Origin of the sequence: Mycobacterium sp., assembly GCF_044342925.1 — a bacterium.
Lineage (GTDB): Bacteria > Actinomycetota > Actinomycetes > Mycobacteriales > Mycobacteriaceae > Mycobacterium.
Genome location: NZ_JBIIOV010000059.1, coordinates 1 through 16,770, shown reverse-complemented (window position 1 = coordinate 16,770; position 16,770 = coordinate 1). Strand labels below are relative to the sequence as shown.

Sequence of the window (16,770 nt, the reverse complement as noted above, 5' to 3'; positions counted from 1 at the left end):
CCCAGCCCGCGTGCGCCCGCGACCGTCTGTCCGATCGCCTCGCCGAGGGCGAGCAGGTTGGCGCCGCCATCGGCAACGACTTTGCGCCCCAACAGATCCAGGCTCTGGATTCCGTGGGTGCCCTCGTGGATCGGGTTGAGCCGGTTGTCCCGGTAGTGCTGCTCCACGTCGTACTCGCGGCTGTAGCCGTAGCCGCCGTACACCTGGATGGCCAGGCTGTTGGCCTCCAGACACCACTGCGACGGCCAGCTCTTGGCGATCGGGGTGAGGATGTCCAGCAGCCTGTTGGCGCGGTCGCGTTCCTGCTCGGATTCGGGCTCGTGTTGCTGATCGACCAGGTGCGCGCAGTACAGCAGTAGTGCCAGCCCGCCCTCGACGTAGGATTTCTGCGCCAGCAGCATCCGCTTGACGTCGGCGTGCTCGATGATCGGGATCTGCGGCGTGGCAGGGTCTTTGGAGGTGATCGGCCGGCCCTGCGGACGCTGTCGGGCGTAGTCCAGTGACTTCAGGTAACCGGTGTAGCCGAGCGCCACCGCGCCCATCCCGACGCCCAGGCGGGCCTCGTTCATCATGGTGAACATGTAGGCGATGCCGCGGTGCGGCTCGCCGACCAGGTAGCCGACCGCACCCGGCGCGCCGTCCGGCTGGTGCGTACCGTCGCCGAAGTTGAGAACGGTGTTGGTGATCCCGCGCTGCCCCATCTTGTGGTTGAGCCCGGCCAGTGCCACGTCGTTGCGCTCCCCGATGGAGCCGTCCGGATTCACCAGGTATTTGGGCACGATGAACAGCGAGATGCCCTTGGTCCCGGGCGGGCCGCCGGGGATCTTGGCCAACACGAGATTAACGATGTTGTCGGTCATTTCGTGGTCGGCACCGGAGATCCACATCTTGGAGCCGAACAGCCGGTAGGTGCCATCGTGCTGCGGTTCGGCGCGGGTGGTGATGTCGGCCAGCGAGGAGCCGGCCTGGGTTTCCGAGAGCGCCATGGTGCCGGAGAACCGGCCGGCGAGCATCGGCGCCACGAACGTCTCGATCTGCTCGTCGGTGCCGAACTTCGCCAGCAGGTTGGCGTTGGCCATCGTCAGCATCAGATATCCCGACGTGCTGATGTTGGCGGCGGCGAACATTCCGAACGCGGCCTGGGCCACGGTGGCGGGCAGCTGCGCGCCGCCGAGCCGATGCTCCATCGTCATCGCGATCAGGTCGGCCTGGGCCACCGCATCGAGAGCTGCTTTGGTCTCCGGGATCACGGTCACCCGCCGGCCGTCGAACGTCGGCTCGTGGGCGTCGGCCTTCTTGTTGTGGTTGGCGAAGTAGCGATCGGCCAGCTGTTCGCACAGATCCAGCACCGCGTCGAAGGTGTCGCGGGAGTGTTCGGCGAAACGCTCGCGCTTCGTCAGTTCATCGACACGCAGCCAGTCGTAGAGCAGGAAGTCCAGATCGCGTCGCGACACCAGCATGGATTGCATGGCATCAAGTCTGCCCGTACCGCCCCGGTTGGGGCCGGCGGCTATGGTTGTCAAACAGGCTGACCGGTCTGAGGTGGCCTGGACGGGAGGTGTTGCGTGACGTCATCGCCTGCCGCCGGAGTACGCGCGGCCGCCCTGCTGCTGGCGAGTCTCGGTCTTGCTTTCGTTGCCGGATGTGCAAGTCGCGCAACAGAACCGGCGATGTCAGACCGACCGCTTCTCGACGTCGTCGCCGAGCAGATCGGGCTGCCGGCTCAGAGTTGGACGGCGTCGGGAACCCATACCGCCAAGGGCTATGTCAGCGAGGATGCCCGGACCACCAGCGTCGAGGGTATGAAGGCCGACTGCGACAACATCAACCTGAACAAAAAACTTGCCGGCGACTTCCGCAGCGACGTCTTCGGTCAGGGTATGAAGGGCTTCTTCTACAAGTGCGAGAAGGTCGCGGCCGACACCAACAAGTACTGGTTCACCATCAGCTCGGCCGACAAGGCGCAGATCGACAAGCTGTGCGACCCGGCGACCAGCTATCCGATCGTCTACGACCAGCAGCACGACGCCTACTGGCGCGATGAGCCCTTCACCTGCACCAGCCGGGTCGGACCGACCTGACGCCGGTGGTCGTAAACCGCAGCAGGTGCCGGCCGACCCGACCGCTGAGTCGACCGGTATGACCTCGCAGAAGGTCTCGGTATCGGCCGGCTTGGTGTAGACCTCCTAGCTCACTGTCCGGCCCGTCCTCCTCGGTGACCCCGGTAACAAGATTCGGCATTATGTGTGCGTAATTCTGATGACAATAAATTCAGCCAACCGAAGGCAGCAGCATGACCAGCGTGATCGATCAGCCTCGGCCGGGAGTTCGCACCGCGAAGGCGCCGGCGCCGGCGAAGGCGATCAGCAGAAACGCCAGGCCGTAAAGGACGGCGAGTTCGCCGCCGTTCTGGATCGGCAGCAGCCCGGTCGGCTGATGCACGGTGAAGTAGGCGAACGCCATTGTCCCGGCGCCGATCAGCGCCACGATGCGGCTGAACACGCCGAGGACCAGCAGCAGACCCACCGAAATCTCGATGACGCCCGCGTACCAGTACGGCCAGGTTCCGAACGGCACCGCCCCACTCTTGGTGGCCGGCCAGCCGAACAGCTTCGCGGTGCCATGCAGGGCGAACAGCACACCGATGGCGATCCGGAAGACGCCGAGGGCGGAAGCGGAGTGACGGTCCAGGGCTGTATCGAGGGCATGAATCATGCCCCGAACCTACGTCGTTGGGCTCAGGGACGCGCGGTGTTTCGGCACCTCGTCGGAGATGAAAGACCCCTTTTGTCAGACCGTTTCGCCCGATCGGTACTTGGGTACGTGAACCAAGGGACAACTACGAGGGACGAGGAGGGTGATCGACGTGAGCACCACATCAGAGGCCGGCCAGATCACTGGGACCAAGGACAAGGACTACGACCTGATCTGGTTCTTGGAACACTGCCTGGAGAATGCGCTGCGGCTGGAGACCTACATCGCCGATGCCGAGCGCGACGGTGATCACGAGATCGTCGAACTGTTCCGCAAGGCGCAGGCCGACAGCCGTAAAGGCGCTGAACTGGCCAAGGGACTGCTCGTCCGCCGAATCGGCTGAGGCAACGCCGCCCAGGCCTGGCGGCCGGGGCATGATCTTGACATACGCAATCTAGCCGTGGGCGGCCAACGGCCAGCCCACCAGCGCGAGTCGTGCGGCTACCTGGTTGATCTCGTTGATGTTGGGCTCTTTGGCGATGACCGCGTGGACGGCCTGTCGGATCTGTTGCTCTGTGACGGGGCTGTCGGGATGGCTTTTTTTGAGGATGGCCCAGGTCGCTGTGACTACCTCGTCCTCGTCGAGTGTGCGCGCGAGCAGTGCGAGCAGCGGGTAGTAGTCCGTGGGCGGGACGCCATCCGGATATCCCTTGTGGATCCAGTCGAGAACGGATTGCAAGGTGCTCGACGACGCCGACTTGGCTTTGGTCATCACGCCCTCACTTCTTGGGGAACATCGGGAACAGGTCGACACCGAAGTGATGGATGATCGTGGACCGGGTGACCCACGCGACGGCGGTGACGATCACGAAACCAACGACGAGGAAAAGCACGATGCCCAGGTACTTCAGAGGCGGGTTTGCCTTGTGGACGAGATGGTCGGCTTCCTCCCCGCCCGCGCCGTAGGAGTAGGCCAGCAGGCCGGTTGCGAACAGTGCGGGCAGGCCCGCGCCGAGCGCCAGCCCGACGAGAAGCACCGTGAACATGGACTCCAGATAGTGCATGGCTGTTCCTTTCCGCCGTCAGGCGACGGCCGTCGTGGTTGCGGTGTTGGTAGTGGCTGCGGCGCGGACCTCTGCGGGGACAACGGAATTCGTCGTGTCATCCCAGTCGGCGTTGACGTTGCTGTGGTCGACCTTCTGCTGCTGGGCGCGCCGCCACATGTAGAGGGACAGCCCGACCAGGATCAGGAAGATCACGCCGTCGCCGGCCAGCCGCGATTCGGTGATGTCCTTGACGAGGTAGGACAGCCAGTAGGACAGCGCCCCGACGAGGGCGGCGGCCGGCAGGGTGACCATCCATGCGACGGCCATCCGGCCGGCGACCGCCCAACGCACCTGCGCTCCGGGCTTGCCGACGCCGCTGCCCAGTATCGACCCGGTCGCGACATGGGTGGTTGACAGCGCCATGCCGGCGGCGCTGGAAGTGAGGATGATGGCCGCCGAGGACGCTTCGGCGGCCAGACCTTGCGGTGACTCGATTTCGACCAGGCCCTTGCCGAGGGTGCGGATAACCCGCCAGCCACCGAGATAGGTGCCCAGACCGATGGCCAGCGCGCAGCTGGCGATGATCCAGATCGGCAACCCGTCGTTCTTGACGTCGCCGGTCAGGTGTCCGGTGGTGATCAACGCGAGGGCGATCACGCCCATGGTCTTCTGCGCGTCGTTGGTGCCGTGGGCAAGGGCGACCAGCGACGCGGTGGCGATCTGGCCCCAGCGGAAGCCCGCCTCCCGACGACGGTGCAGCACTTTGCGCGTGATCCGGTAGACCAGCCAGGTGCCGCAGGCGGCGACGATGCCGGCGATCACCGGCGCAACCACAGCGGGGATCAGGACCTTCTGGGTGACGCCGGGCCAGTTCACACCGCTGAACCCGAGCGCGGCCAGGCCGGCGCCGATCAACCCGCCGAACAGCGCGTGCGAGGAACTCGACGGTATCCCGAACAGCCACGTCAGCAGGTTCCACAGGATGCCACCGATAAGGCCGGCGAAAATGATCGTCAGCCCCATCGACGCGTCAATATCCGGCAGTAGCCGCCCGGTCGTGGAGTCCTGGACCTTGAGCACCGACGTGGTCACGGTGATGGCCACCTCGACGGACAGGAACGCGCCGACCAGATTGAGGGCTCCGGCCAGCAGCACAGCAACTTTGGGCTTGAGGGCGCCGGTCGCGATCGACGTCGCCATCGCGTTACCCGTGTCATGGAACCCGTTGGTGAAATCGAACGCCAACGCGGTGGCGATCAACAGCACCAGAATGATCGTCTCGGTACTCACCGGATCATTCTGCGAGGGTTGCGGCCATGTACGCCAACCTAATTCGGTGAAAACACGGACTGTTCATCTTCTCTTCAGGAGCCGTGAACAAGGTGTTTCCCGGGCTGGCCGAGGTGTGCAATGGGGCGGTGGTGGTGGAGCCCCTGTGTGGTTGCTTGATGCGCGGTTAATGGGTCGTGAACATCTTCATCAGGTCGTGGTCCCGCGGTTCGGTTGCGGGCAGACTCAGGGGGTGCCCTCTCAATCTCGCATTCATGCGTTGCTCGAATGGCTTCGTGCCGGCTATCCGGAAGGGGTTCCGGGCCCGGACCGGGTTCCGCTCCTCGCGCTGCTGCGATCGACGCCGTTGACCGACGATGAGGTCAAGGAAATAGTGCGGAAGATCGCTGCGGAGGAGGCCGGTGCGCCGGCTGGGCATTTGATCGATTATGACGAAATCGCGAAGTTCGTCGAAGGCGTGGCACATCACGACGCCGGGCCGCAGGACGTCAAGCGGGTGGCCGCCCAACTCGCCGCCGCCGGCTGGCCGCTGGCCGGCATCGACACCGATGACATCTGGACTGAGCACGCCGATGTTGAAAAGCTCTGACTACCAACCGAATACACAGTTACCGAATGCGTCTAGCCAGATGACGGACCAATGAACAACAACCGACGCCGAACCCGGATAGCCGCGGCCGCGAGTGCTCTTTTTCTCGTGGGCTGCTCGAAGACCGGCCCTGTGCAGCCCTATGCCGAGAACGCCGCGGTGGACTGTGGTGGCAAACCAGCGTTGACAGCCAGCGGCTCGACCGCGCAGGCGGGCGCGATGACCCACTTCGTCGAGGCATATCAGAGTGCATGCCCCGATAAGGGGCTGGACTACACCCCGAACGGGTCAGGGGCGGGAATCCAGGACTTCATCAGTGGGAAAACCGATTTCGGCAATTCAGACTCGCCGCTCCAGGGTACGGAGTACGAGGCGGCCACGAAGCGCTGCGGCGGCGCGGATGCACTCAACATCCCCGTGGTCTTCGGGCCGATCGCCGTCACCTACAACCTGCCCGAAGTCGACGTCCTGATCCTCGACGGCCCGACGCTGGCCGGCATCTTCTCGGGTGCGATCACCCGATGGGACGACCCGGCAATCGCGGCCCTCAACCTGCCGGGTGGAAGAGCTCATCCGAACCCGCGCACCGCAATGCCCGCCAAGGACATCCGCGTGATTCACCGCAGCGACCAATCCGGAACGACCGACAACTTTCAGCAGTACCTCCAGGCCGCATCGGGCGGGGTGTGGACGCGCGGCGCCGGTAAGACATTCAACGGCGGAGTGGGCGAGGGGGGCACGGGAAACCAGGGCACCGCGGAAATGGTGAAGAACACCCCCGGTTCGATCTCATATAACGAGTGGTCCTTCGCCATCGATCAAGGCCTGTCAACCGCTGATATCCAGACCCCGGCCGGCGTCACCCACATCGGTACTGACTGGACCGGCACGTCGATCGAACCCGTGACGATCACCGGAGAAGGCAACAACCTCGCGTTGGACCTGACACCCGCCTACCGGCCGACCGCGAAGTTCGGATACCCGATCATCTTGGCCGGCTACGCGGTGGTCTGCTCCCGCTACCCGGACGCGGAGACCGGTAAGGCGGTGAAGGCCTTCGTGCAATCGGCGATCACCACGGGACAAACGGATCTGAACAAGGTCGGATACATCCCCCTGCCGACCGAATTCCAGGCCCGAGTCGCGACCGCTGTAGACAGCATCCAGTAGCGCTCGCCGGGACGCCTTCGTCGGTGCGGATCGCTCTCCCGGGGACTGGACTGGGAGGGACATTCGCTGAGGGCATGCGTGGTTTCGGTATGCCGTCGTATGGTTCGACCATGAGCGACAACCAGATGCTGGTCCTCAATCAGCAGGACATGGAGAGCCTCGGGCTCACCTGGACCGAAGTCATCGACGTTTTGGAGGATGCGTTCCGGCAGAAGGCCCAGGGGCTGGTGCAGAACCCGCCCAAACCGAAGGTCACCTCCCGCGACGACGCCTTCATCCACGCGATGCCGGCCTATCTCGGCGGCTCGGACCGCATCGGGATGAAGTGGGTGGCGGGCTACGAACAGAACCACGCAAAAGGCCTGCCCTACATCTACGGCGTGGTGATCATGAACGACCCCGAGACCGGCCGCCCGGTGGCCATGCTCGACGGCGGTTGGATCACCGAGATGCGCACCCCGGGAGTCTCCGGCGTGACCATGCGCCACGTGCCCGGCGATCCCAAGCATCTGGTGATCGTCGGTTGCGGCCTGCAAGGGCAGCGCCACCTGGAGGTCGCTTTGGAGGTCCACCCCGGCATCACCCACGTCACCGCCTACGACCGCAACGAGGAACGAGTTGCGCGGATGTTCGCCGAGAAGGCCGGGGACCGGGTGACCCGGCTGGCCACGTCCCCGACGGACGCCGTCGAGGGCGCCGACCTGGTGATCACCACGATCACCGTGCCGCTCGACCCGAAACTCGATTGCGCCAACACCGATCCCAACGCGCTGCTGCTGCCGGTCGACTACGACGATGCCATGGCGCCCAAGGCATTTGACGAAGCGGTGGTGTACTGCGTCGATGATCTCGGCCAATATGGGTCGGTGGCCGACAGCATGTACTTCTTCGGGCTGCCCACACCCGACACCCACCTGGCCGCAGTGGTCGCAGGGCAGTACGACGTCCCGACGACCGGGCGGCGGATGTTCCTCAACATGGGCATCGCCATGGACGACATCGCGCTCAGTTCGCTGGTGCTCGATCGGGCTGCCGCGGCAGGGGTGGGGCGCCACATCGAGTTCCCCTGACCGACCGGCCACCCAACGGACGACGGTACGAAAGAGGTGAGCCCATGAGCCTGCGTCTGACCGACGAGCAGCAGAGCATCGTCCAGACGGTGCGCGACTTCGCGGCTAAGGAGTGTGGTTCGCGCGAGCAGCGAACCGCCCTGGGGCACAACAGCATGGACATCGCCACCAAGCTGGCCGATCTCGGCTTCCTGGGCTTATCGATCCCTGAGGAGTACGGCGGATCCGGCGGCGGCCTGTTCGACGCCTGCGTGTTCGTCGAAGAACTGGCCTACAACCGCATTCCGCTGGCCGGCTTCGGCGTCACGCTGATCGTGTCGCACATGTACCTCAACTACGCCTCCGAGGACCTCAAGAAAGAGGTCCTCGGCGCGGTGGTGACGGGCAAGCCGACCGCGGTCGCCATGTCCGAGCCGGGTTCGGGTTCCGATGTCGCGTCACTGCGCTGCAAAGCCGAGCCGGCCGACGGTGGCTACCGCATCAACGGTCAGAAGACCTGGATCTCCAACGCCCACATCTCCGATCACATCCTGCTGGTGGCCCGCACCACCGACACCGGCCGCAAACACCAGGGCATCTCGATGATCTCGGTGCCCACCTCCACGCCGGGCATCGAGATCCGTCCGATCGCCACCATGGGCCTGGACGTCAACGACGTCTTCTTCACCGACTGTGTGGTCGGCGGCGACCGCCTCGTCGGTGCCCAGGATCAGGGCTGGCAGCAGCTGGTGATGGGCCTGAACACCGAACGGGTGATCATCGGCTCGCTGGCGCTGGGCCAGGCCCGCCGCGCGTTCGACGACACGCTGGCCTATGTCACCCAGCGCGAGCAGTTCGGCACCCCGATCGGGTCGTTCCAGGCGCTGTCGCAGCGGCTGGCCGACCTGGCCACCGAGATCGAAGCCACCCGGCTGCTGGTGTGGGATGTCGCGCAACGGGTCGACGAGAACCCCGGCACCCTGATGCCGAGGGAGGCGTCCATGGTCAAGCTCAAGGCCACCGAAGTCGCCAAGCTGGCCACCCTGGAGGGCATGCAGATGATGGGCGGGATGGGCTACGCCCAGGAGGGCGGCATGGAAGCCCAGCTGCGCGAGGCCGTCGTCGGCACCGTCGTCGGCGGGACCAGCGAGATCCAGCGCGACATCATCGCCAAAACCTTTGGGCTGTAGCTGTCTTCGCAGCGCAACATGAGCCGCCAGTCAGCGGAACTCAGCTCAACGTCGCGTCGAATTTGGGACTTGATTTCCCTGGTGCGGGCTACAGAAGGCCAATCGAGACTCAGTCGTCATCGGCTGGCTTCACGGCGCACGTTAGAGGTTTTCTTCCGCATGTCGGACAGGTCTTGCTCGGACCGGGATCGCTGTCGCTCTCGTAATCCGAGGTGTGGCCCTTCGTGCAATGGCAGGTCCATTTCGTCATTTACGGCTGTCCTTTGTTGACTGGTGGTCTCTCATCGCCGACGCTACGAGCTCCCTAAATGCGCCCAATAGGGCCCTTTGGCCTCTGGCAGCAGCCGGATAGCACGCTTCGTGCGGCTCGTAGTGCATGACGGATCTGCTGCCCGCCAGGTGCCCCAATGGGCCAACGTGCCGCCAGCGGCGGGGACCCGCGGCCGGACTGAACGGCTACTCGCCGCCACCCACCTCCGCGGCCAGCGGCGGCGGCAGCGGGGCGGGGGCAGCAGGTGACGGCGCGGCGCTGGGCACCGCACTCGGCGCGGCCGGTGCGGTGGCCGACTTGGCCTGCGGCGCAGCGCTGGTCGCCGCGCCATTGGCGGGCGTGGCCGGCTTGACCGCGCCGGTCGCCCCCGACGTCGTCGCCTGAGCCTGCAGCTGGTGGAAGTCGGACCAGGTCTCGGTGCGGAAGGTGTCGCCGTTGGCGGTGACGCTCAGCGCGGTGGCGGTGAGGGTGTACTTCACGCCGTCGTTGTTCACCACGAAGGTGGTGCCGGAGGTGTTCTTGGCCGGCGCGATCAACTTGGCCCCGTCACTCACCCGAACGCCGCGGTACTCATACGAGGCGTCCGTCAGCTTGCAGATCGCCACTCGGGAACTGCGCGTGGTGCCGAAGAGCACTGCGGTGTCGGGCTTGGAGCAGCGGGCGGTCGAATTAACGTAGCCCTCGCTGTCGAACTGCGGGTTGGCCGTCGGCGCGGCCCAGGACGTGAAGCCGCCCAGTGGCGCACCCACCGCGATGAGCGCGGCGGTGGCTGCGGCGGCGAGGCCGGTCTTTCGCACTGTGGGAGATCTCATTTGTCCCACCAGACCACAACGGGACCTGCGCGCGCGAGGCCTGATGCCGAGCCACAACGCAATCGTTAGGCGTCTGAGACAGATTCGGCGACCCACCGGCCACCGCACATCACCCGCCGCACCGCCAGCTCGCCGTCGAGGACCACCAGGTCAGCGGCCGCACCGGGTTGCAGCACCGGATCCGTAAGGCCAAGCGCCCGAGCCGGATTGACCGAAGTCTGGCGCACCGCCAGCAGCAGCGCGTCGTCACGGGGCAAACCGCTGTTCGCCACGGCGAACCGGAACAGCCGATCCATCGTCGCCGTGCTGCCGGCGATGGTGTCGGTGCCCACCAGGTGCGCCACCCCGCCGGAGACGTCGACGTCCAGCGGGCCGATCCGGTAGGCGCCGTCGGACATTCCGGCCGCGGCCATCGCGTCGGTCACCAGCGACACCCGGTCGGGTCCCGCGCTTGCGGTGACGTGCCGGTACAGCGCGCCGTCGACGTGGATGCCGTCGGCGACGATCTCCACGGTGACCCGCGGATCCTCCAGCAGGGCGATCGCCGGGCCCGGCTCGCGGTGATGGATCGGGCGCATCGCGTTGAACAGATGCGTTCCCACGGTGGCCCCTGCCGCCACGGCGGCGCGGGTCTGGGCGTAGGTGGCCTCGGTGTGGCCGACGGCGGCCACCGCCCCGGCGTCGACTATCTGGCGGACCGCGTCGAGACCGCCGGTGAGTTCCGGTGCCAGCGTCACCATCCGGATGGTCCCCTCCCCGGCCCGGAAAACCGCCTGCAGCTCAGCGGGTTCGGGGTCACGCAGCAGCGCCGGGTCGTGCGCGCCGCATCGGTGCGCCGACAGCCACGGGCCCTCCAGGTGGATACCGGCGATCACGCGATCGCGGACCTGGTCGGCGAGCTCGCCGACCTGATGCAGCAGATCGCCCGGCGACTCGGTGACCAGCGACGCCACCAGGGTGGTGGTGCCGTGCCGGCGGTGCAGGTCCACCGCCGCCGGGACCTGCTGTGCCACCGAGAAGCTGCCGCCGCCCCCGCCGTGCACGTGGGTGTCGACGAAGCCGGGCACCACGGTGACAGCACCGAGGTCCTGATCGGCGGCGCGGTCCGGCACCCCGGAGCCCACCGCGGTCACGACACCGTCGGAGACGTCAATCCAGCCCGGCCGCAACAGCTCCGATCCGGTCAGTACGGTGCGGGCGGTCAGCAGCACCTAGATGCCCTGCCAGCCGGGTTTGGACGCGTAGGTCTCGCGGTAGTAGTCGGCCAGCTGCAGGCGCTGGGCCGCGGCTTCGTCGAGCAGCACGGTGACGTGCGGGTGGTGCTGCAGGATGGTGCCCGGCCACATGGCGCTGACCGGGCCTTCCACCAGGTGGTGCACCGCTTCGGCTTTGGCGCGCCCGGTGGCCACCAGCACGATGTGCCGGGCTTCCATGATGGTGCCGAGGCCCTGGGTGAGGCAGTGGGTGGGCACCGCGTCGATGTCGCCGTCGAAGAATCGCGCGTTGTCCATCCGGGTCTGACGGGTGAGCGTCTTGATCCGGGTGCGCGACGCCAGCGAAGACCCCGGTTCGTTGAACCCGATGTGGCCGTCGGTGCCGATCCCGAGAATCTGCAGGTCCACTCCGCCGGCGGCCTTGATGGCCTGGTCGTAGGTGGCGCACGCGCCCGCGACGTCCTCGGCCAGCCCGTCCGGTCCCTGAACTGCGCCCGGCGGGAAGTCCACCCGCGAGACGAACGTCGTGGTGATGACGTTGCGGTAGTTCTCCGGGTGGTCGGCAGGCAGGCCGACGTACTCGTCGAGAGTGAAGCCCCGGGCCTGCGTGAACGACACCCGGCCGTCGGCGCAGCGCGCGGCCAGCTCGTCGTAGACGGTCAGCGGCGACGATCCGGTGGCCAGGCCCAGCACGGCGTCGGGCTTGCGGCGCAGCAGTGTCTCGAACGCGTCGGCGCCGACGCGGCCGATCTCCGCGGAGTCCTTCAGGATGATGACTTCCATCGCAGCTCTCCAGTCCCTGCTTGTTGGCTGTGGCCTACTTGTTGGCTGTGAAAAGCACTGCGCAACAGTCGATCTGCGAGCCCGATGAGACGACGTCGGCGACCTCGATGTTGCCGGGTTCGCGTTCGTCCATCACCACCACCGGGACCACCGGGCTCAGCCCCGCCGCGATGATGGCCGGCACGTCGTAGATGGTCACCGGCTGACCGGCCTCCACGGTGTCGCCCTGAGCCACCTGCGCGGTGAACCCGGCGCCGTCGAGCGTCACGGTGTCCAGACCGAGGTGCACCAGCACGCCGACGTTGTCCGCGGTCATGATGACGTAGGCGTGCGGCAGCAGCTTGATGATCCTTCCGCTCACCGGGGCGACCGCATAGATGGCCTCGTGCGGCGGGTCGATGGCGGCGCCGTAGCCCACCATGCCCCCGGCGAAGACCGGATCGGGGACGTCGGCCAGGGGCAGTGCCCGGCCTTCGACGGGCGCCAGGACGGTGGTCTGGCTCATGGGTTGCTCCTCATATCAGGGATGGGCGTTGGGACGAAGGATAGAGATCGCAGTGGCCCGCGGAGGCCAAAACCGCCGCTCACATCGGCTGATTGTGGTCTAAGCTTCCGCAGGACTGTCAGGAAACGAGAGGGCTGTGCCCAGATGAGCGACGCAACCAAAGCCACAGGGGCGCAGGGGAAATCGGGACTGAACATCCCCGGTTTCGCGCAGATGCAGCGGCTGGGCAAGAGCCTCATGCTGCCGATCGCGGTGCTGCCCGCGGCCGGCATCCTGCTGCGGCTGGGCCAGGACGATCTTCTGGGCCGGATCAAGGCGCCGGTGATCGGGCCGTTCTTCCAGGCCATGAGTGCGGCCGGCGGTGCCTTGTTCGACAACCTGGCGCTGCTTTTCGCCGTCGGTGTGGCGATCGGGTTCGCGCGCAAGGCCGACGGGTCCACCGCGCTGGCGGCGGTCGTCGGCTACCTGGTGATGCAGGCCGTGTTCAAGACCATGTCGCCGTTCGTCCTCGACGGCGTGCTCGACAAAGCCGGCAATCAGGCGCAGATCAACTACAGCGTGCTCGGCGGCATCATCGTCGGGTTGATCACCGCCTGGCTGTTCGACCGGTACCACACCATCCAGCTACCGCCGTATCTCGGATTCTTCGGCGGCCGTCGGTTCGTGCCCATCGCGGTGTCGCTGACCGTCCTGGTGGTGGCCTTCGCGATGAGCTACTTCTACCCGGTGTTCAACGCCGGCCTGACCGGCTTGGGCAAATTCATCGGCGGTGCCGGAGCGCTCGGGGCGTTCGTCTACGGCTTCGCCAACCGGATGCTGATTCCCATTGGCCTGCACCACATTTTGAACTCCTTCGTCTGGTTCATCTACGGCAGCTATCAGAAGCCCGACGGCAGCGTCGTCACCGGTGAACTGGGCCGCTTCGCCGCCGGCGACCCCACCGGCGGACACCTCACCGCCGGCTTCTACCCGATCTTGATGTTCGGCCTGCCGGGCGCGGCCCTGGCGATGATCCACGTGGCCAACGCCCGGCAGAAGAAGGTGGCGTTCGGCATCCTGTCGGCGGCCGGCCTGACCGCTTTCCTCACCGGTGTCACCGAACCGCTGGAGTTCGCCTTCATGTTCGTGGCGTTCCCGCTGTACGTCATCCACGCGATCCTGACCGGGCTCTCGCTGGCGATCGCCTACGCCCTCGACATCCACCTCGGCTTTTCGTTCTCTGCCGGGTTGATGGACTTGCTGCTCTACGGCACCGCCCCGGCGGCGAAGAACGTGCCGCTGCTGGTGGTCATGGGCTTGGTCTTCTTCGTCCTCTACTACCTGCTGTTCCGGTTCGCGATCGTGAAGTGGAACATGCGCACCCCCGGCCGCGAACCCGAAGGCGAGTTCGACGCCGAACAGCAGGCCAACCTCAGCGACGGCAGCGACGCGCCCACCGCCGTCGAGACCGGCGGCGCCACCGCGACCGCGACCGCTGTGGGCAGCAAGGCCGAGCAACTGATCGCGGCGTTCGGCGGCCGGGAGAACCTCGTCACCGTCGACGCCTGCATCACCCGGTTGCGGATGGACGTCGCCGACAAGACCAAGGTCGATCAGGCCCGGCTCAAGGCGCTGGGTGCGGCCGGTGTGATCGAGGTCGGCAACAGCGTGCAGGCGGTGTTCGGCACCCAGGCCGAGGCGCTGAAGAACGACATCCTCGACGTGCTGTAGCTGGACCCCGCTTCATCGAAACCGCGCGCAGATCGCCCTCTTTCGCCGGATGTCGATCTGCGCGCAGGCTCGGTGTTCTCGCTGGACTCGCACGAGATGGTCGTGCGTGACGCGCCCCAGGCTGCGCCTTCGGCCCGCGCGGGCTGAGTGGCCTTAGGCTGAGCCGAACCTGTGAGGTGTCGGTGATCCTGAGACAAGCTTTCGTGCGCGCTGCTAAGACGACCGTCGTCGTAGCAGCCGCCGCCGCGTCGGCCGTATGGGTGGCGCCCGCCGGGCTGGCCACCGGACCGGAGCAGAAGGGCGCGCACATCGCCGTCATCGGTGACTCGTACACCGCCGGCTCCACCGAGGGCGGCAATGGACCCAACTCGTGGACCCAGCTGACCTGGCAGTTGCTAGCCAAGCGCGGGATCCAGGTCGACGCCGACGTGGCGGCCGAAGGCGGGGCCGGTTACGGCCAGCCGGGCACCCAGGGCAGCATCTTCGAGGATCTCGCGGCCCGGGCGGTGCACGGCAACGACGCGCTGGTGGTGTTCTTCGGCTCCCGCAACGACCAACCGGTGGAGCCGCTCAAGCTCGCCGGGATGGCCGGCGATACCTTCAAACTCGCCCGGTATGCCGCACCGGATGCCAAGTTCCTCGTGATCGGGCCGCCATGGCCGACCGCGACGCCGCCGCCGGAGGTGTTGGCCATCCGGGACAGCCTGCGGGCCCAAGCCGCCGCGACCGGGATGACGTTCGTCGACCCGATTGCCGAGAACTGGTTCGTCGGGCGTCCCGAGCTGATCGGCGCCGACGGGGTGCACCCCACCGATGCCGGTCACGCCTACATGGCGGAGCGGATTGCGCCGCTAATCTTCCGCCAGCTCACCATCGGCCTCTGAGCAGCAAACTCAGCAGCACACGCGTTTACCGGTAATAACGGCGACACTGTATTCCGAGTGCTTAGGCCCGTTAGACAGCGCTTATTTGGGGTACGAATCGTTCTTCGCGCAAGTTAGGAGTGCCTGAATTTTAAAAAACGTTGCCGACAACAGCAAAGTATTTGCATCCGCAAATAGCCGCTAGTCTGATTATTTATGTCTTTGTCGGTAACACCTCGGGAGCCCCCGTGCAGGAGTAGATCTACGCGTACCTGAAACCTGAGCCAAGGACGCGTGCGATGCCTGCTTCAGCCAACGACAATCATCGGAACCAGGCTGCGGCGGCGGCCCGTCGGCGTACGAAGAGGCGGGGTGCGGACGCCACACCGGTTCGTCCCATCGCCGTCGAGCGGACGGTGCCGGAGACACCGGCATCGAGTTACGCGAAGTACATCGGCCGGGTGGGTGCCCTAGCGGTGACGCTGGGTATCGGCGCGGCGGCGGCATCGTTGCCGGTGGCCTACGCCGACACCCGCGGTTCAGGTGGTTCGACGGGGTCGTCGGAGTCGGATTCTTCGGATGCGCCGTCGACCCGGGCATCGACTCGTGACGGAGCGCGCGGAGCCGAACCGCAGCCCCCACAGCAGCCCGATTCGACGTCCGACCCGGCGGTGGAGGATGTCCCGGCGGTGGAGGATGTCCCGGAACCATTGGAAGTCCCGGACACGGACACGGACGCCCTTGCCCCAACCGATCCTGCGATGGAACAGCCGTCTGACCCCGCTCCGGAGCCCGCTCCGGCCACGGCGACGGGCCCTGCCCGCGGCAACGGTGGTTCGACGGCGACCATGCCGGAGGGGCCGGGTACTTCGTCGACCGGTTCTGACGCCACCAGTGGGTCTGCTGCGGGGTCGCCGGGCGGGTCGGGTGCCGTGCTGGTGGCGCCGCCGGAGCGCGGCGGCGATGACGGTGTGAGCTCGGATGCCGGTTCGGATGTCGGCTCGGATGTCGGCTCGGACGCCGCGGAGGGTGCAACAGCGAACGTCGATGTGCGGTCGGGCCGGGTGGGTCCGGCGCAGGCGGTGGCGCCCGCGACGGCTGACCGCGGAAGCAACGACGGACTCGTGGCCATGATCACCGCGGTCGACGGCGGCGGTGCCGGCGCCGGTGGTGCGTCGGTGACCGCAGCCGTGTCGTCGGCGCCGGTGATGACGGCCTCGCCGCAGCCGGCCGCGGCGACGGACGCGGTGGGCGGTATGGGTGCGGCCCTGCTGTCGTGGCTGACCACCGGCTGCACCGGGGACAATCCGGCGGCGGGGCCGTTGATGTGGACGGCGCTGGCGTTCTCGCGGCGGGAGTTCGGGGTGCGTTCCAAGACCGCCGCACCTGCGGCGACCACGACCACGGGCGCGCTGTTGGATCCGTTGTCGAGCTTGTTCACCCCGAAGGCGGCGACCGCCGGTGTGGATCCGTTGGCGTCGTTCGTGCGGCTGTTCATCGGCGACGGCACCAAAGACAACCCGAACGCGGGCCTGCTGATCGGCAACGGCTACAGCTTCACCGGACTCTCCGACTGCCCGACGG

Annotated in this window: 17 protein-coding genes and 1 pseudogene; 9 read left to right on the top strand and 9 right to left on the bottom strand. The window is 66.6% G+C overall.

What is annotated here, in order from left to right; translation table 11 throughout:
- Positions 1–1,469: acyl-CoA dehydrogenase family protein (locus tag ADBZ6I_RS08410; RefSeq protein WP_526382749.1), on the bottom strand; the 1,469-nt coding region annotated here is incomplete at its 3' end.
- Between the two features lie 201 nt (positions 1,470–1,670).
- Here ADBZ6I_RS08410 and ADBZ6I_RS08405 point away from each other — a divergent pair.
- A complete protein-coding gene (locus ADBZ6I_RS08405) occupies positions 1,671–2,081 on the top strand; it encodes a hypothetical protein (RefSeq protein WP_526382747.1) in 411 nt (136 codons plus the stop codon).
- A 229-nt stretch (positions 2,082–2,310) separates the two neighbouring features.
- On the opposite strand, the gene ADBZ6I_RS08400 is transcribed toward ADBZ6I_RS08405, so the two are convergent.
- Positions 2,311–2,715, bottom strand: coding sequence for a DoxX family protein (locus ADBZ6I_RS08400; RefSeq protein ID WP_526382745.1), 405 nt, complete (start codon positions 2,713–2,715; stop codon positions 2,311–2,313).
- Positions 2,716–2,866: 151 nt separating this feature from the next.
- On the opposite strand from ADBZ6I_RS08400, the gene ADBZ6I_RS08395 reads away from it, so the two are divergent.
- The gene (locus ADBZ6I_RS08395) at positions 2,867–3,097 is read left to right on the top strand and encodes a hypothetical protein (protein WP_526382743.1); all 231 of its coding nucleotides are present in this window, start codon (positions 2,867–2,869) and stop codon (positions 3,095–3,097) included.
- A gap of 51 nt (positions 3,098–3,148) precedes the next feature.
- Here ADBZ6I_RS08395 and ADBZ6I_RS08390 read toward each other — a convergent pair whose 3' ends face one another.
- Genes ADBZ6I_RS08390 through ADBZ6I_RS08380 form a run of 3 tightly spaced genes read right to left on the bottom strand, consistent with a single transcriptional unit; the run spans position 3,149 to position 5,030 of the window.
- Positions 3,149–3,466 carry a DUF3349 domain-containing protein gene (locus ADBZ6I_RS08390; RefSeq protein ID WP_526382741.1) on the bottom strand — a complete coding sequence of 106 codons (318 nt, stop codon included), beginning with the start codon at positions 3,464–3,466 and terminating at the stop codon, positions 3,149–3,151.
- A gap of 7 nt (positions 3,467–3,473) precedes the next feature.
- Positions 3,474–3,758: a hypothetical protein gene (locus ADBZ6I_RS08385; protein ID WP_526382739.1), complete on the bottom strand. Its 285-nt coding sequence runs from the start codon at positions 3,756–3,758 to the stop codon at positions 3,474–3,476.
- 18 nt (positions 3,759–3,776) lie between these two features.
- Positions 3,777–5,030 carry an inorganic phosphate transporter gene (locus ADBZ6I_RS08380; protein ID WP_526382737.1) on the bottom strand — a complete coding sequence of 418 codons (1,254 nt, stop codon included), beginning with the start codon at positions 5,028–5,030 and terminating at the stop codon, positions 3,777–3,779.
- Between the two features lie 259 nt (positions 5,031–5,289).
- On the opposite strand from ADBZ6I_RS08380, the gene ADBZ6I_RS08375 reads away from it, so the two are divergent.
- The 4 genes from ADBZ6I_RS08375 to ADBZ6I_RS08360 all read left to right on the top strand — a co-directional run bounded on the left by ADBZ6I_RS08375 (position 5,290) and on the right by ADBZ6I_RS08360 (position 9,028).
- On the top strand, positions 5,290–5,619 hold the full coding sequence (locus ADBZ6I_RS08375; RefSeq protein WP_526382753.1) for a DUF3349 domain-containing protein: 330 nt from the start codon (positions 5,290–5,292) through the stop codon (positions 5,617–5,619).
- 51 nt (positions 5,620–5,670) lie between these two features.
- On the top strand, positions 5,671–6,789 hold the full coding sequence (pstS, locus tag ADBZ6I_RS08370) for a phosphate ABC transporter substrate-binding protein PstS (RefSeq protein ID WP_526382735.1): 1,119 nt from the start codon (positions 5,671–5,673) through the stop codon (positions 6,787–6,789).
- Between the two features lie 110 nt (positions 6,790–6,899).
- A complete protein-coding gene (locus ADBZ6I_RS08365) occupies positions 6,900–7,859 on the top strand; it encodes an ornithine cyclodeaminase family protein (RefSeq protein ID WP_526382733.1) in 960 nt (319 codons plus the stop codon).
- 44 nt (positions 7,860–7,903) lie between these two features.
- Complete coding sequence (locus ADBZ6I_RS08360; RefSeq protein WP_526382731.1) at positions 7,904–9,028, top strand: acyl-CoA dehydrogenase family protein; 1,125 nt, start codon at positions 7,904–7,906, stop codon at positions 9,026–9,028.
- A 456-nt stretch (positions 9,029–9,484) separates the two neighbouring features.
- On the opposite strand, the gene ADBZ6I_RS08355 is transcribed toward ADBZ6I_RS08360, so the two are convergent.
- From ADBZ6I_RS08355 to ADBZ6I_RS08340, 4 genes are all read right to left on the bottom strand, one after another.
- The gene (locus ADBZ6I_RS08355; protein ID WP_526382729.1) at positions 9,485–10,096 is read right to left on the bottom strand and encodes a hypothetical protein; all 612 of its coding nucleotides are present in this window, start codon (positions 10,094–10,096) and stop codon (positions 9,485–9,487) included.
- A gap of 80 nt (positions 10,097–10,176) precedes the next feature.
- Complete coding sequence (gene nagA, locus ADBZ6I_RS08350; RefSeq protein WP_526382727.1) at positions 10,177–11,322, bottom strand: N-acetylglucosamine-6-phosphate deacetylase; 1,146 nt, start codon at positions 11,320–11,322, stop codon at positions 10,177–10,179.
- On the bottom strand, positions 11,323–12,108 hold the full coding sequence (gene nagB, locus ADBZ6I_RS08345) for a glucosamine-6-phosphate deaminase (RefSeq protein WP_526382725.1): 786 nt from the start codon (positions 12,106–12,108) through the stop codon (positions 11,323–11,325).
- Between the two features lie 34 nt (positions 12,109–12,142).
- Positions 12,143–12,613, bottom strand: coding sequence for a PTS sugar transporter subunit IIA (locus ADBZ6I_RS08340; protein WP_526382723.1), 471 nt, complete (start codon positions 12,611–12,613; stop codon positions 12,143–12,145).
- A gap of 144 nt (positions 12,614–12,757) precedes the next feature.
- On the opposite strand from ADBZ6I_RS08340, the gene ADBZ6I_RS08335 reads away from it, so the two are divergent.
- The 3 genes and pseudogenes from ADBZ6I_RS08335 to ADBZ6I_RS08325 form a co-directional block, all read left to right on the top strand.
- On the top strand, positions 12,758–14,323 hold the full coding sequence (locus ADBZ6I_RS08335; protein ID WP_526382721.1) for a PTS transporter subunit EIIC: 1,566 nt from the start codon (positions 12,758–12,760) through the stop codon (positions 14,321–14,323).
- 260 nt (positions 14,324–14,583) lie between these two features.
- Positions 14,584–15,207: an Rv0518 family GDSL lipase gene (locus ADBZ6I_RS08330; protein WP_526382751.1), complete on the top strand. Its 624-nt coding sequence runs from the start codon at positions 14,584–14,586 to the stop codon at positions 15,205–15,207.
- 278 nt (positions 15,208–15,485) lie between these two features.
- Positions 15,486–16,770: pseudogene (locus ADBZ6I_RS08325) on the top strand (hypothetical protein); the annotation flags it as partial.